Annotated in this window: 9 protein-coding genes; 4 read left to right on the forward strand and 5 right to left on the reverse strand. The window is 66.7% G+C overall.

The genetic code is table 11. The annotated features are described in order from the left end of the window. Nucleotides 1-35: 35 nt before the first annotated feature. From CYJ10_RS27510 to argA, 5 genes are all read right to left on the reverse strand, one after another. Nucleotides 36-1421 carry a NarK family nitrate/nitrite MFS transporter gene (locus tag CYJ10_RS27510; RefSeq protein ID WP_101684611.1) on the reverse strand — a complete coding sequence of 462 codons (1386 nt, stop codon included), beginning with the start codon at nt 1419-1421 and terminating at the stop codon, nt 36-38. Between the two features lie 36 nt (nt 1422-1457). After that, nucleotides 1458-2768, reverse strand: coding sequence for an MFS transporter (locus tag CYJ10_RS27515; RefSeq protein ID WP_101684612.1), 1311 nt, complete (start codon nt 2766-2768; stop codon nt 1458-1460). A gap of 292 nt (nt 2769-3060) precedes the next feature. Further along, on the reverse strand, nt 3061-5679 hold the full coding sequence (locus tag CYJ10_RS27520; RefSeq protein ID WP_101684613.1) for a hypothetical protein: 2619 nt from the start codon (nt 5677-5679) through the stop codon (nt 3061-3063). 220 nt (nt 5680-5899) lie between these two features. Next, on the reverse strand, nt 5900-6175 hold the full coding sequence (locus CYJ10_RS27525) for an oxidative damage protection protein (RefSeq protein WP_066733742.1): 276 nt from the start codon (nt 6173-6175) through the stop codon (nt 5900-5902). 109 nt (nt 6176-6284) lie between these two features. Further along, the gene (gene argA / locus CYJ10_RS27530) at nt 6285-7664 is read right to left on the reverse strand and encodes an amino-acid N-acetyltransferase (RefSeq protein WP_374703316.1); all 1380 of its coding nucleotides are present in this window, start codon (nt 7662-7664) and stop codon (nt 6285-6287) included. A 104-nt stretch (nt 7665-7768) separates the two neighbouring features. On the opposite strand from argA, the gene hrpA reads away from it, so the two are divergent. The 4 genes from hrpA to CYJ10_RS27550 all read left to right on the forward strand — a co-directional run bounded on the left by hrpA (nt 7769) and on the right by CYJ10_RS27550 (nt 15094). Beyond that, a complete protein-coding gene (gene hrpA, locus CYJ10_RS27535) occupies nt 7769-12082 on the forward strand; it encodes an ATP-dependent RNA helicase HrpA (protein WP_101684615.1) in 4314 nt (1437 codons plus the stop codon). A gap of 151 nt (nt 12083-12233) precedes the next feature. Continuing rightward, the gene (locus tag CYJ10_RS27540) at nt 12234-13220 is read left to right on the forward strand and encodes a YVTN family beta-propeller repeat protein (protein WP_066733734.1); all 987 of its coding nucleotides are present in this window, start codon (nt 12234-12236) and stop codon (nt 13218-13220) included. A 21-nt stretch (nt 13221-13241) separates the two neighbouring features. Next, nucleotides 13242-14099 carry a polysaccharide deacetylase family protein gene (locus CYJ10_RS27545; RefSeq protein ID WP_101684616.1) on the forward strand — a complete coding sequence of 286 codons (858 nt, stop codon included), beginning with the start codon at nt 13242-13244 and terminating at the stop codon, nt 14097-14099. Next, on the forward strand, nt 14099-15094 hold the full coding sequence (locus CYJ10_RS27550) for a sterol desaturase family protein (RefSeq protein ID WP_101684617.1): 996 nt from the start codon (nt 14099-14101) through the stop codon (nt 15092-15094). The genes CYJ10_RS27545 and CYJ10_RS27550 overlap by 1 nt, the downstream gene beginning before the upstream one ends. Nucleotides 15095-15132 lie beyond the last annotated feature (38 nt).

Consider the following 15132-nt stretch of genomic DNA (forward strand, 5'->3'; position numbering starts at 1 on the left):
ATGTTCTCCGCTTGCTTTTGTGGGTGATGCCCGCCTCAGCAGGGCATGGGGGCGTTACGGCGTGCGTAGTACCACCAGGTCACGAGTACACAACTCAGATAGAAGACGATGAAGCAGTAGAGCGCGGCGTCGGGCGAGCCAGTCATTTCGAGCGACGTGCCGAAGCTCTTGGGAATAAAGAAACCGCCATAGGCACCGATCGCGCCAGAGAAGCCCAGCACGGCGGCCGATTCCTTGCCGGCGTCCTGCAGGGCCTGCCTCTGCGCGGGCTCGCCCTTGCCGGCGGCGTCGCGCTGGCGCTCGGTCAGGAAGATCACCGGGATCATGCGGAACGTGGAGCCGTTGCCGACGCCGGTCAGGGCGAACAGCACGATGAACGCGGCCAGGAACGCCTGGAAGTTGCCGGCCTGCCCGTCATGGGGCAGGGCGGACAGCACGGCGAAGACGGCGGCGATCATGCCGATGAAGGTCCAGAGCGTGACGCGGGCACCGCCGAGCTTGTCCGAGATCCAGCCGCCAACGGGGCGGGTCAGGGCGCCGACCAGCGGCCCCAGGAAGGCATAGGCCGTGGGGTTGATGCCGGGGAACTGCGACTTGGTCAGCAGCGCCAGGCCGGCCGAGAAGCCGATGAACGAGCCGAACGTGCCGATGTAGAGCCAGCACATCAGCCAGTTGTGCTTGCGCTGGAAGATCACGGCCTGCTCCGCGAACGACGCGCGCGCATCGGCAATGTCGTTCATGCCAAACCACGCGGCCACCGAAGCCACCACGATGAACGGCACCCAGATGAAGCCGGCGTTCTGCAGCCAGAGGCTTTGCGCGGCGCCGTTGGCCTGGTAGCTCTGCGCGTCGCCGCCCAGCGCGCCGAACACGGCGACCGACACCACCAGCGGCGTGACGAACTGCACCACGGACACGCCGAGGTTGCCGATGCCGGCATTGAGGCCGGTGGCCAGGCCCTTCTTCGCCTTCGGGAAGAAGAAGCTGATATTGGCCATCGACGAACTGAAGTTGGCGCCGCCCAGGCCGCACAGCAGGGCCAGGACCAGCAGCGTCGGGTAGCTGGTGGACGGGTCGCGCAGCGCGAAGCCCATGCCCAGCGCCGGAATCAGCAGCAGCGCGGTGGAGATGGCCGTGAAGCGGCGGCCGCCGAACACCGGCACCAGGAACGAATAGAAGATGCGCAGCGTGGCGCCGGACAGGGCCGGCAGCGCCGTCAGCCAGAACAGCTGGTTCTTGGTGAACTGGAAGCCGGCACGGTCAAGGTTGACGGCCACCACGCTCCAGAGCATCCAGACCACGAAGGCCAGCATCAGGGCCGGAATCGAGATCCAGAGGTTGCGGTAGGCGATGCGTTCGCCCCGGTCGCGCCAGAACGTGGCGTTCTCGGGCTCCCAGCGGGTCAGTACGGTACTGGTCATGATGTGCGAGAGAAGGAAATCGGTGAAAAAGCGGGGTCAGGCAGCCTGCGCGGACTTGTCCAGGACGGCGGACGCCTCGGGCCGGGGCCGGGCGCGCAACTGCTCCGCGCGATGGCTGTAGTGCATCCAGACCAGGCTCACGCAGACCGTGCCGTACATCAACATGAAGCAGCTGCTGCGGATGCCGGTCAGGTCGGCCAGCGCGCCGAACAGGATCGGCAGGATGAAGCCGCCCAGGCCGCCAGCCAGGCCCACCACGCCGGACACCGCGCCGATGTTGTGCGTGAAGTCGTTGGAGATGAACTTGAAGACCGAGGCCTTGCCGATGGCGAAGGCGATACCGACCACGAACATCAGGATCGTGAACACGGTGGGCGTCAGGGCGATATGGAAGCTCTGCGGGCCGCTGACCGTGTGGATCACGAAGTCGGTCTTCGGGTAGCTCAGCAGGAAGAAGCCCACCCAGCTGACCCACATCACCCACCACGTGGTGCGATGGGCGCCGTAGCGGTCCGAGATCCAGCCGCCGATCGCGCGCAGCACGCCGCCGGGCAGCGAGAAGCAGGCAGCCAGGAAGGCGGCGGTCTTGATGTCGAAGCCGTACTCGCCGATGTAGTACTTGGTCATCCACAGCGACAGGCCCACGTAGCCGCCGAACACCACCGAGTAATACTGCGAGTAGCGCCACACGCGCGGGTCGCGCATCACGGCCAGCTGGGCCCGGAAGCTCGTGGCCGACGTCGCGCGGTGCGCCGGGTTGCTGCGCGAGAACAGGAGGAAGACGATGGCGGTGACCAGCATCGCCACCGAGTAGACCCGGGGCACGATTTCCCAGGTGCCGGCGGCCAGGATCAGCGCCGGGGCCACGAACTTGGTCAGCGCGGCGCCCGAGTTACCGGCCCCGAAGATGCCCATCGCCAGCCCCTGGCGCGAGCGCGGGAACCAGCGTGCCACGTACGGGGTGCCCACCGAGAACGATCCGCCGGCCAGCCCCACGAACAGCCCCAGCACCAGCAGTTGCCACAGCGTATGGACATAGGAAATCAGCCAGATCGGGATGACCGTCAGCAGCATCAGCACGAAGAACACCATGCGGCCGCCGTAGCGGTCGGTCCAGATGCCCAGCGGCACGCGGATCAGCGAGCCGCTGAGCACGGGCGTGGCGGCCAGCAGGCCGAATTCCGTGTCGTTGAGGCCGAGTTCGTTCTTGAGCGGGATGCCGAGCACCGCGAACATCATCCAGACGGCAAAGCAGATGGTGAACGCGAACGTGCTGGACCAGAGGGTGGTCCAGGCGCCAGGCGGCACGGTTTCTGGGGTTTGGGAGGAAGGGGTGGCGGTTGCCATGGCCGGGTTCCGGAGTCACTTTGGAGAGTGATGCCAGAGTAGGCCTGCGGGTCTACGCGGAACATTCGCCGGCCGGTTAGCCGGGAGAGGGCGAGGCTATGCCGAGCGTACTAGTTCTTTCGGCATATGCCCGCCGCAAAGCCGCGCTGGGCAACGGTTGCGGCGGGTATGGCGCCGATGGCCGGTGTGGCGGCAAATAGGCTTGCCGCGACATCATCATGACCTTGATCAAATCGAGTGCATAAAGCAGAAGCGGGTGCCGAAGCACCCGCTTTGTCATGGCGTGGGACCGCTAGCGAACGAGCCTGGCCGCGCCACGGCTGCCGCACCAGGCTGCCACGCGGCGTCGCGGCCTGCGTACCATGGTGGCGGGCTGACGCTCGGCGTACAGGCTTTCCGTGAACGGAATCGGCGCACTCATATAGGCGTTGAGCTTGTCGCGCACGAACGACGTGTCGTCGCCCACGCTGGCGATGATGCCCGTCGTGGCGCCGCCGCCCAGCAGCAGCGTGAAGATGCCGCGATACGGAAAGTCGGCGTAGGCCGGCCCGCTCACATCGAAGGGTTCCGAGCGCTTGAACATGTCTTCAGCGGTGGCGCCCATGGCCCAGTGGAACGCAGCGGGGAATTTCAGCGCGACGATCTTGGGATTGATGTTGTGATAATCCGACCCAATCGCCGAATCGCCAAAGATGTAGGTGCCGCCTGTGCCCCAGTTCTGCGTGTCGAAGTCGTCGTTGACGGGGTCGGACACCAGCGGCGCGTGGCTGGCCGGAATCTGCCAGGGCATGATCGGAAACCTGAGGTCGCGGCTCAGCTCGGCGCAGAAGTCGAAGAAGCGCCCCCACTCGTGGGTCCAGTAGCAATAGCCATTGGCATAGCTGCGGATGGTGAAGTCGTCGGCCTCATAGCGGTCCACGGCCAGGAAGTCGGGCGCGTTGGGGCCCTCGTGGACGCGCATGGCACGGATGAATTCGGCCGTTGCCCGCGCGTTCTGGACCGGCTCGTCCCCGGACGCATAGATCCATTCCGACGCCCCGACCCCCCACAGGTTGACCTGCCAGCCGAAGGTGACCGCCGGCGCCACGGTGCGGATCAGCCAGTTGACGGCGGCGATGTAGCCGCGGATGTTCTCCTCGATGTCTTCGGGAATCGCGGCCTGGACATTCCAGTGGTCGAGCGCCATCCGCAGCGGCTCGCGTACCGGCATGGCGTACCCCGGACCGAATCCGCCTTGCTGGCAGGCCCCGAGGAAATCGGGGTTGATGACATAGCCGGCGGGCACGGGATGGCTGGCGTCGGTGTGGTCCTTTGCCAGGTTCAGCGAGAGGATCAGGTTGGCCAGGCTGTGGGCCAGCCCCTGCTTGTTCGCCAGTTGCGTCGGCGTGTCGCCCAGCGACAGGTTGCAGGTATAGGAAACCAGCACCGGCAGCACCTGGTGGCCGCCACCGATCTGCTGCTCGACATCGCGCGCCAGCAGCACGGTGGCGGTGGTCTGGTTGTCGGCGGTCAGGTAGGTATTGGCATCGCCGGCGCCATCGAACCCCGCGTACTTGAACACCGACGACGCCCGCGCTGCCACGAAGTCGGCAGCGTTGCCCGGTGTCAGGTCGGCGCAGCCCCCGAAGCTCAGGAAGTCAGGAAAGCCCCGCACGTTCAGGTTCGCGCCCTGGGCCACCGCGATCAGCAGCCGTGACGCGCCGCTGGGCGCCACGCGCAGGTCGTCGGGGGCCTGCACGTGGTAGACCTGACCGTCGAGCAGGAAGTCCGCCACCTCGACCGTATAGGTTTGGGGCTGCACGGGCACGGCCAGCTCGTACGTGTGCGTGCCCGCCTCGATGCGGATTTCCTGCCGATAGATCATGTTGCCTGCCACCAGCCGCACTTCCAGCGGGACGCTGACGCTGACGTCCGACGCGATTTCCACCGGCAGCGCGACGAAGCCGCCGGTGTCGACAGCCGTGGCTTGCATGTCGCCGGACGAGAACAGCACGTTCTGTACGGTGGCGTCGAGGTCGCGATACTTGGCGGGAAACGTGTACCGGACGTTGTTCAGCGCGTATGGCGCCACGCTGATGTCGACGACGCCCGCGCGCGGCAGTCCGCCCAGCGGCATGATGCCGCCCGGCGGCAGCAGAAATTCCGCCAGCAGGTCGCCCGTGTTGCGCACGACCACGCTGACGTCGAGTTCCTCGTCAAGCAGTGGCTGGATGCGCTCGATCGCCACATTGAGGCGTGCGTAGTACTGGGCATCCGAATAGCTCACCACCACCGCGCTGGTGCTGCCCGGCGTGAGCGTGACCGTGGCGGGGTGCACCGCGGCGTCGGCCGCCACCGTGTAGGCGGCATTGGCCAGGGGGTCGACGCTGACCGTGTAGGTGCCAGTGGGCAGCGCCACCGGCGTGGTGGCGCCGGGTGCCACCGTTTCGACGTGGACCTGCGACCCCTGGGTGAACGTGATGGTCTGTGCCGCAGAGTACAGTTCGGCGTCTGGCGGGGATCCTGCCTGGACAAACACGGTGCCACGGGTGTCGGGCAGCGCGTCGGCTTCCAGGGCGAAAGACGCCAGACAGGCAGCCGCTTCGGGGCCGGTCAGATCACCGTTGATGCCGATCTTGATCGTGTCCTCGGCGGCGAACGTGTAGGGCGCCTCGAAGTCGATCGTGGCCTCGACGTCCCAGGTCGTGCTGTCGATCCTGGCGTTTTCGGTGTGGGTCGTCGTGGCCTGCCAGCGCCAGAGCTGGATATTGAAGTCGGCGGGTTGCACGGCGGCCGGGGACCGGAATTTGAGGCCCAGGAAATGATCGATGCCGACTGCCGAACCATTGGCATGGCGGATGTTCGCGATCGTGATCACGCCATACCACTGCGATGCCCCGCTTTCCACCTTGATATCGAAAAGGATTGCCATGACTGCTGCCTCCGCACGGTTGTGAACGCCGCGCGCCATGCGCCGGCGTCAGCGCAGAATAGAAGGCAAGGTATCGGGCTGAGAATGGATTTGCCGCACGGCACGTCCGGTCCCGATGGGTCCGGCGCGGCGTGCGGCAATGTGTCCCCTGGTGCTGACGATCAGGGAGAGGCGGGGGTGGCGGAGGCTCGGGCCCGGCGCGTGCGCGGGCCCCGCAGGCTTACGCCGAAGGCGGCGGCACGTAGCCGGCGGCCTGGTCGGCGCCTTCGCCGAAGAAATACTTCTCGGTCTGCTTGAGCAGGTACTGGCGCGCACGGACGTCGGCCATGTTCAGGCGGTTCTCGTTGATCAGCATGGTCTGATGCTTGAGCCAGCCAGCCCAGGCTTCCTTCGACACGCTCTGCCAGATCTTCTTGCCGAGGTCGCCCGGCAGCGGCGGGAAGTCGAGGCCTTCGGCTTCCTTGTTCAGTTTGACGCAATGGACCATGCGGGCCATGAGGGACTCCTTTTTCGTGTGGCCGCTATTGTAGCCAAGCTGGGCTGGCAGGGCGGGGCAGGTGGCCCATGCCCCTGCGGCGGCTGTTGTCTTTGCGGATGTTGCGGGGTTACAGCTTCTTCATCAGCACCATCGACTTGCGCTGCCAGTTGTAGAGCTTGCGCTTGTCTTCCGGCAGGTCGTCCACGGTGGCGTGCACGAAACCTCGCTTCAGGAACCAGTGCTCGGTGCGCGTGGTGAGCACGAACAGGCGATCCAGTCCCAGCGTGCGGGCGCGGCGTTCGATCCGCTTGAGCAGGCGCTCGCCGTCGCCGGTGCCCTGGGCCTCGGCCGACACGGTCAGGCAGGCCATCTCGCCCATGTTTTCGCGCGGGAAGGCATACAGCGCGGCGCAGCCGAACAGCACGTTGTCGTGCTCGATCACCGAGAACTTGTCGATGTCGCGCTCGATCAGGTGACGTCCGCGTGGCACGAGCGTGCCGTCGGCCTCCAGCGGCGCGATCAGCTGCAGGATGCCGCCCACGTCGTCGAGCGTGGCCTCGCGCAGGCTTTCCAGGTCGGAATCGGACACCATCGTGCCCACGCCATCGTGCAGGAACAGTTCCAGCAGCACCGAGCCGTCCATGGCGAACGGGATCAGGTGGGCACGGGGCACACCGCCCTTGAGCGCCTTGACCAGGTGTTCCAGGTAATAGGCCACGTCGGGCGGCAGGTGGTGGTTCTGCAGCCGCTCCACGGCGGTGCGCAGCGACATTTCCTTCATCAGCTTGCCCACGGCGTCGGGCACGCCCGGCACCTCGGTGATGAAGATCAGCTTGTCGGCCTTGAGCGCGCTGGCCGTGGCGCTGGCCACGTCTTCCATTGACAGGTTGAACGCCTGTCCGGTGGGCGAGAAGCCCAGCGGCGACAGCAGCACGACCTTGCCGTGCGACAGCGACATGCGCATCGACTCGTCGTCCATCTTGCGCACCAGCCCCGTGTGCTGGTAATCCACGCCATTGACGATACCGACCGGCCGCGCCGTGATGAAGTTGCCCGACACCACCGAAAGCTGGGCGCCGGCCATCGGGGTATTGGGCAGGCCCTGGCTGAAGGCCGCCTCGATGTCCAGGCGCAGTTCGCCGGCCGCTTCCTTGGCGCATTCGAGCGCGGCGTTGTCGGTAATCCGCACGCCATCGGCAAACTGGGACTGCACGTTGCGCAGGCCCAGTTGCTCTTCCACCTGCGGGCGCGAGCCGAAGACCAGCACCACGTGCATGCCCATGGCGTGCAGCAGCGCCACGTCGTTGACCAGTGCGTTGAGCACGCCGGCCTTGACCAGTTCGCCGCTGAAGGCGATCACGAAGGTCTTGCCGCGGAACGTGTGGATATACGGGGCGACGGCGCGCAGCCAGTCGACGAACTGCTGCTGGTCGGGGCCGCTGGTCTCGGCCAGATCGGCGCCGGCTGTGGCCGACGGGATAGGCGTGGCGGGCTCGGCAGTGGTCATCGGGACGGTCGACGGATCGGCGGGCGAGGGCGAGTCGGCAGGATCGGGGTCCTGCTGCGGGGAGTCGGTTCTGGCGTTCATGCGGCGGATTATAATCCCGGCCAATGTCAGCACAACGCCCCGCCAAGCCCGCCCCGGCCAACCCCGCCGAAGCTACCTCCTCCCAGGCCAGCCAGAACCCCGCTCCGCGTGACGCAGGCGGCGGTGCGCGCCCGCCAAAACAGGCGCGCCCGCAGCCGCAGCAGCCGCGCCCGGAGGGTGCGCCGCGCTCGCGGCGCCCCGAGGATGGGAAGTCCGCGCCCCGGCCGGATGGCGGTCAGCGTCCACCGCGACCGGAGGGCCAGCCGCGTCCGCCGCGCCCTGAGGGTGGCCAGCGCCCGCCGCGCCCCGAGGGCGGTCAACCCGCGCCCCGGCCGGAAGGCGGTCAGCGTCCGCCGCGACCGGAAGGCCAGCCGCGTCCGACGCGCCCTGAGGGTGGCCAGCGTCCGCCGCATCCTGAAGGTAGCCAGCGTCCCGCCCGGCCGGAAGGTGGCGACCGTGCGCCGCGCCCAGAGGGTGCCCCGCGTCCGTCTCGCCCGGAAGGCGCCCAGCGCCCGCCGCGTCCGCCCCAGCCGGTGCGGCTGGCCAATCCGCTGCCCGAAATCACGTTCCCCGAGGCCCTGCCGGTATCGGCCCGCCGCGACGAGATCGCGCAGGCGCTGCTGGCCAACCAGGTAGTGATCGTGTCCGGCGAAACCGGCTCGGGCAAGACCACGCAACTGCCCAAGATCGCGCTGTCGGTCGGGCGTGGCCCGGCCCGCGAGGGCAAGCCCGGCGGCGGCCTGATTGGCCACACGCAGCCGCGCCGGATTGCCGCCACGTCCACGGCCAAGCGCATCGCGCAGGAACTGGGCACGCCGGTGGGCGAGCACGTGGGCTACCAGGTGCGTTTCAACGACGCCATGTCGGCGGGCGCGTCGGTCAAGCTGATGACCGACGGTATCCTGCTGGCCGAGACCCAGAATGATCCGCTGCTGCGCGCGTACGACACGATCATCATCGACGAGGCGCACGAACGCAGCCTCAATATCGACTTCCTGATTGGCTACCTGCGCGAGATCCTGCCCAGGCGGCCGGATCTGAAGGTCATCATCACGTCGGCCACCATCGACGCAAAGCGCTTTGCCGAGCATTTCGCGCGCGATGGCAAGCCGGCGCCGGTGATCGAGGTCAGCGGCCGCCTGTATCCGGTGGAAGTGCGCTACCGCCCGATCCAGGAAGACAAGCCGGCGCCGGGCCAGACGGCCGCGCCGCGCTCGGAAAAGGCGAAGGAACGCGACCTGTACGACGGTATCGTCGATGCCGTGGACGAACTGTGCCGGCTGGGCTCGGGCGACGTGCTGGTCTTCCTGCCCGGCGAGCGCGAGATCCGCGAGGCCGCCGAGGCGCTGCGCAAGCATCATCCGCCGCATACCGAGATCCTGCCGCTGTTCGCGCGGCTGTCCGTGCAGGAGCAGGAGCGCGTGTTCCGGCCGTCCAACGCCCGCCGCATCGTGCTGGCCACCAACGTGGCCGAAACGTCGCTCACGGTGCCGGGCATCCGCTACGTGGTGGATACCGGCCTGGCGCGCGTGAAGCGCTATTCGTACCGCAACAAGGTGGAGCAGCTGCAGATCGAGTCGATCTCGCAGGCGGCCGCCAATCAGCGTGCCGGCCGTTGCGGCCGGGTAGCCGACGGCGTCTGCATCCGGCTGTACGAGGAAAGCGACTTCCAGGGTCGGCCGCGCTTTACCGACCCGGAAATCCTGCGCTCGTCGCTGGCGGCGGTCATCCTGCGGATGAAGGCGCTGCGCCTGACCGATATCGAGGCCTTCCCGTTCATCGAACCGCCGCTGGGCCGGGCCGTGGCCGATGGCTACCAGCTGCTGCAGGAACTGGGCGCGTTCGACGAGGACAACCAGCTGACCGGGACCGGCCGCCAACTGGCGAAACTGCCACTTGATCCGCGTGTGGCCCGGATGATCCTGGCCGCCCGCGACCACCACTGCCTGAAGGAAGTGCTGATCATCGCCAGTGCGCTGTCGGTGCAGGACCCGCGCGAGCGTCCGCAGGAGGCGCAGGAAGCCGCCGACCAGGCCCATCGCAAGTTCATGGACGAGAAGTCCGAGTTCCTGGGGTGGGTCAAGCTGTGGAAATGGTTCGAGGAAGCCGTCGCGCACAAGAAGACCAACCGCCAGTTGCAGGACCAGTGCCGCAGCAACTTCCTGTCCCATGTGCGCCTGCGCGAATGGCGCGATGTGCATTCGCAGCTGCACACCACGGTCAGCGAGCAGGGCTGGCGCCTGAACGAGTCCGAGCCGACCTTCGAGCAGCTTCATAAGGCGCTGCTGACGGGCCTGCTGGGCAACGTGGGCCTGAAGCTCGACGAGGCCGACGGCAAGGGGCGCGAGTACCTGGGCGCGCGGGGCATCAAGTTCCACCTGTGGCCGGGATCGCTGATCGCTCGCAAGGTGGGCCGCTGGATCATCGCCGCCGAACTGGTGGAAACCAGCCGGCTGTATGCGCGCACGCTGGCCCGGGTGGAGCCCGAGTGGGTGGAGCAGGTGGGCCGGCACCTGCTCAAGGTGAGCTGGAGCGAGCCGCACTGGGAAAAGAAGGCCGGCCAGGTGCTGGCGCTGGAGCGCGGCACGCTGTATGGCCTGCCGGTCTATCAGCACCGGCGCGTGGATTTCGGGCCGATGAACCCGGCCGAGGCGCGCGAGCTGTTTATCCGCAGCGCGCTGGTGGAGGGCGAATTCGACACGCGGCTGCCGTTCTTCGCCCACAACCAGCGGCTGGTGCGCGAGATCGAGAACCTGGAGCACAAGTCGCGCCGGCAGGACGTGCTGGTGGACGATGTGCTGATCTATGCGTTCTACGACAAGGCCATCCCGGCGGACATCCACAACCAGGTGGCTTTCGAGAAGTGGTACCAGGCCGAATCGGCCCAGGACCGCAAGCTGCTGTACCTGAACCGCGACGAACTGATGCGGCACGAGGCGGCCGGCATCACGACCGACCTGTTTCCGAAGATCCTGCCGGTGGCCGGCGTCGATATGGGATTGTCGTACCACTTCGAGCCGGGCAGCCACCGCGACGGCGTGACGCTGACCGTGCCGCTGTATGCGCTGAACCAGGTCAGGCCCGAGCGCGCCGACTGGCTGGTGCCGGGCATGATCAAGGAAAAGGTGCACCTGCTGCTGAAGTCGCTGCCGCAGAAGCTGCGCCGCCATTGCGTGCCGCTGCCCGATTACGCGGCCGGGTTTGTTGACCGCCAGCCGTTTGGCGAGGGCGACCTGCTCGATGTGCTGATCGCGGACGTGCGCGAACAGACCGGCACCATGATCCGGCGCGCCGACTTCAAGCTGGAAACGCTGCCGGCGCACCATTCGATGAACTTCAAGGTGATCGACGAGCACGGTCGCCAGCTGGACATGGGCCGCAATTTGGCGCAATTGCGTGGCGAACTGGGTGGCCAGGCGCAGCAATCGTTCCAGAACATCGCGGCGCGCGATGTGCCGGCCGCCGAAGCCGGGCAGTACGAGAACCTGACATCGTGGTCGTTCGGCGAATTGCCCGAGCTGCTGGAAATCCGCAAGGGCAACCAGACGCTGTTTGGCTACCCGGCGCTGGTGGATCGCGGCGACCATTGCGACGTGGAGGTATTCGACGACCCCCAGGAAGCGGCGCGCATCCACCATGCAGGCCTGCGCCGGCTGTTCGCGCTGCAGTTGCGCGAGCAGGTCAAGTTCATCGAGAAGAACATCCCGAACCTGCAGCAGATGGCCATGCAGTACATGGCGCTGGGCACGCAGGAGGAGTTGCGTAACCAGATCGTGCTGATGGCGCTGGAGCGCGCCTGCCTGCAGGCGCCGCTGCCGCGCAACGAGGCCGAATTCAATGCGCGCAAGGAGGAAGGCCGGGCGCGGCTGTCGCTGCTGGCCCAGGAAATCGCGCGGCTGGTGGGCACGATCCTGGCCGAATTTGCGTCGCTGCCCCGCAAGCTGCTGCAGGCCAAGCCGTTCGGTTCGGCCTTCCAGGACATGGAGGCCCAACTCGCACGGCTGATGAACAAGTCGTTTGTGATCGATACGCCATACACGCAGCTGACCCACTATCCCCGCTACCTGAAGGGCATGGCGATGCGGGTGGACAAGCTCAAGGGCGATCCGGGCCGCGACAGCCAGCGCATTCAGGAAATGTCGCCGCTGGTGCAGCAATGGCAGCGGGCCGAGAAGCAGTTGCGCAGCCAGGGCAGGGGCGCCGCCGACGCGCGGCTGGACGAATTCCGATGGATGCTGGAAGAACTGCGCGTGGCGCTGTTCGCGCAGGAGTTGCGCACGCCTCAGCCGATCTCGGTCAAGCGGCTGCAGAAGGTCTGGGAGTCGATCCAGCGCTGACCGGAAAAGCCCGGCATTGCGGACGGTAGCGATGGAAAGTGCCGCTCACATGTATCCAAATGTAAGTTGCGCTTAAGATTCCGTTCTGCTCGTCATCGCAACCGTCGGGCGAAACGTTAGAATGCGCGATTCGTGTAGAAATGGCGGTCTTATGCTTGCATTGCGTCGTGTTGTGGCTGGGGTGGTATCGGTCGGCGCCCTGGCCTTGGCAATGGTCTCCGCGCCCGTCCGGGCGGAGGTGGTGACGATCCTGAACTCCGGTGACGCCAGCGTCACGTTGATCGACAAGGACACCCAGAAGGTTCTGGAGACGTTCCCGATCGGCAAGGAGCCGCACCACCTGATTGCCACGCCCGACGAGAAGTCGCTGATCGTGGCCAATGCCGTCGGCAACGACCTGGTCTTCCTGGACCCGGTAACCGGCAAGGTGCAGCAGCGCGTGCCGGGCATCGACGATCCGTACCAGGTGGGCTTCTCGCCCGACCAGAAGTGGTTCATCGCCACCGGCAACCGGCTGGACCGCGTGGACGTCTACCGCTGGGACGGCCATCAGCTCAAGATCGCCAAGCAGTTTCCGCTGGCCAAGACGCCCAGCCACATCGCCTTCACGGCCGACAGCAAGATCGCCTTTATCACGCTGCAGGATTCCAACCAGATCGCCGCCATCGACCTGACCACGCTCAACGTGATGTGGGTCATGGAAGCGGGCTCGGCGCCGGCTGGCGTCTGGGTCACGCCGGACCAGAAGTACCTGCTGGTGGGCATGACGGGTGCCGACTACGTGGCCGTGATCGACTGGCGCACGCGCACCGTGGTCAAGCAGATCCAGACCGGCAAGGGCGCGCACAACTTCCGCGCCGTGGGTGACAAGCGTCACCTGTTCCTGACCAATCGCGTACAGGGGTCGATCAGCATCATCGACCAGCAGACGCTGTCGAAGGTGGGCGACATCACGGGCCTGCTGCCCGGCCCCGACGACATGGAACTGACCGCCGACGGCAAGACGCTGTGGGTGACGTTCCGCTGGGCGCGCTCGGTGGGCCTGATCGACGTGGCCAGCCGCAAGATGGTGAAGACGATCCGCGTGGGCAAGTCGCCGCACGGCATCTATTTCAAGACGCGCGCGCCGCTGTATTGATACAACCAGGCTGAGGACAACATGCGCCGCATGATTTCGCGCATTGCCGCGCTGGTGCTGGCACCGGTGGCGGCCTCCGTGGCCGGCGTGGCGCTGGCCGCCGGGGCGGGCCAGGCGGCTGGCGCTTGCCGCGCCGGCACGCTGTACCTGACTTTCGACACCGGCAGCATGAGCCAGGCGGAGCTGATCGCCCGCACCCTGCGCCGCCACCATATCCGCGCCACGTTCTTCCTGGCCAGCGAACCGACTGTCAACAAGGACAATTCGCTGGATCCGACGTGGGCGCCGTACTGGAAATCGCTGGCCGCCGACGGCCATGCCTTCGGCACCCATACGTTCGACCACGTGTATCTGCGCGGCGTGCGTGGCGGCAAGGTCACGATGCGCCCGCAGTTTGGCGCGCAGGGCGGCCGCGATGTGGTCATGGACGAGGCGTCGTTCTGCACCGAACTGCGCCGCAGTGCGCAGGCGCTCCAGTCGATGACGGGCCAGCCGATGGTGCCGCTGTGGCGCGCGCCGGGTGGCCGGACCGCGCCCCAGACCCTGGCCTGGGCCGAGCAGTGTGGCTTCAAGCATGTGGGCTGGGCCCCGGCCGGATTCCTGGGCGACGAGCTGTCGTCGGAGAAATTCCCGAACCAGGCGCTGCTGGACAAGGCACTGCGTGACCTGCGCGATGGCGATATTACGATGGCCCACCTGGGCATCTGGTCGCGCAAGGACCCGTGGGCGCCCGCCGTTCTCGATCCGCTGCTGACGGGGCTGGAACAGAAGGGATTCTGTTTTGCCACCTTGCGCGAACATCCGCTATACAAGAATTGGATCGCGCAGCACGGCGCGGTGGACGCCGGTGCGCAACCAATTTCCGGGTCGAAACGGTAATGTGGGACGCCTTCACTAACTGGCTCAATCTCTGGGTCGGCCAGATCGAGGCCACGGTCTTCCAGGACATGATCCTGCCCGTGGTCTACAACCTCGGCTATGGCGGCTATGCAGAGGACGCCTTCACCGGCACCGAATGGCTGCTGGTGGGCGTGGTGCAGATCGCCGTAATGGTCCTGATCCTGGGGCCGCTCGAAAAGCTGCGTCCGGTGGAGGCGGTGACCGATCGCCGCGCCATCCGGACCGACATGTTCTATACGGTGATCCACCGCCTGGGCCTGTTCCGGCTGGCCATGTTCTTCCTGCTGGCGCCGCTGATGGACGGCCTGGAAGGCCACCTGCGCCTGCTGGGCTGGCAGCGGATCAATGTGGAAGACTGGTGGCCGGCCGTGACGTCGGTGCCGCTGGTCAGCTTCTTCGTCTACCTGCTGCTGTTCGACCTGCTCGACTACTGGTATCACCGGCTGTCGCATACCTACCGCTGGTGGTGGAGCCTGCACGCGGTGCATCACAGCCAGCAGCAGATGACGTTGTGGAGCGACAACCGCAACCATCTGCTGGACGACATCCTGCGCGACGCCGTATTCGCCACAGCCGCGCTGGCGGTGGGCGTGGAGCCGTCGCAGTACGTGCTGCTGGTGGCGCTGTCGCAACTGCTGCAGAGTCTGCAGCACGCCAACCTGAAGCTGCACTTCGGCTGGCTGGGCGAGCGATTGCTGGTCTCGCCGCGCTTTCATCGCACGCACCATGCCGTCGGGCTGGGCCACGAGCGCGCGGGCAGCGATGGCAAGCCGGTGCGGCTGGGCGGCTGCAACTACGGCGTGATCTTCCCGTGGTGGGACATGCTGTTCCGCACGGCCGTCTTCACCAACGTCTACTATCCCACCGGCATCCGCGACCAGCTGCCGCCGCCCACGGGGCGCGGGCGCAACTATGGTGGCGGCTTCCTGTCCCAGCAATGGCTGGGCATCAAGCGGCTTTTGCGTCTGGGGTGATGGGAACGCCCCCTGGGCTGTGCTAGGCTCTGGTGGCT

The sequence above is a fragment of the Cupriavidus pauculus genome, from assembly GCF_002858765.1.
In the GTDB taxonomy this organism is placed as follows: Bacteria; Pseudomonadota; Gammaproteobacteria; order Burkholderiales; family Burkholderiaceae; genus Cupriavidus; species Cupriavidus pauculus_B.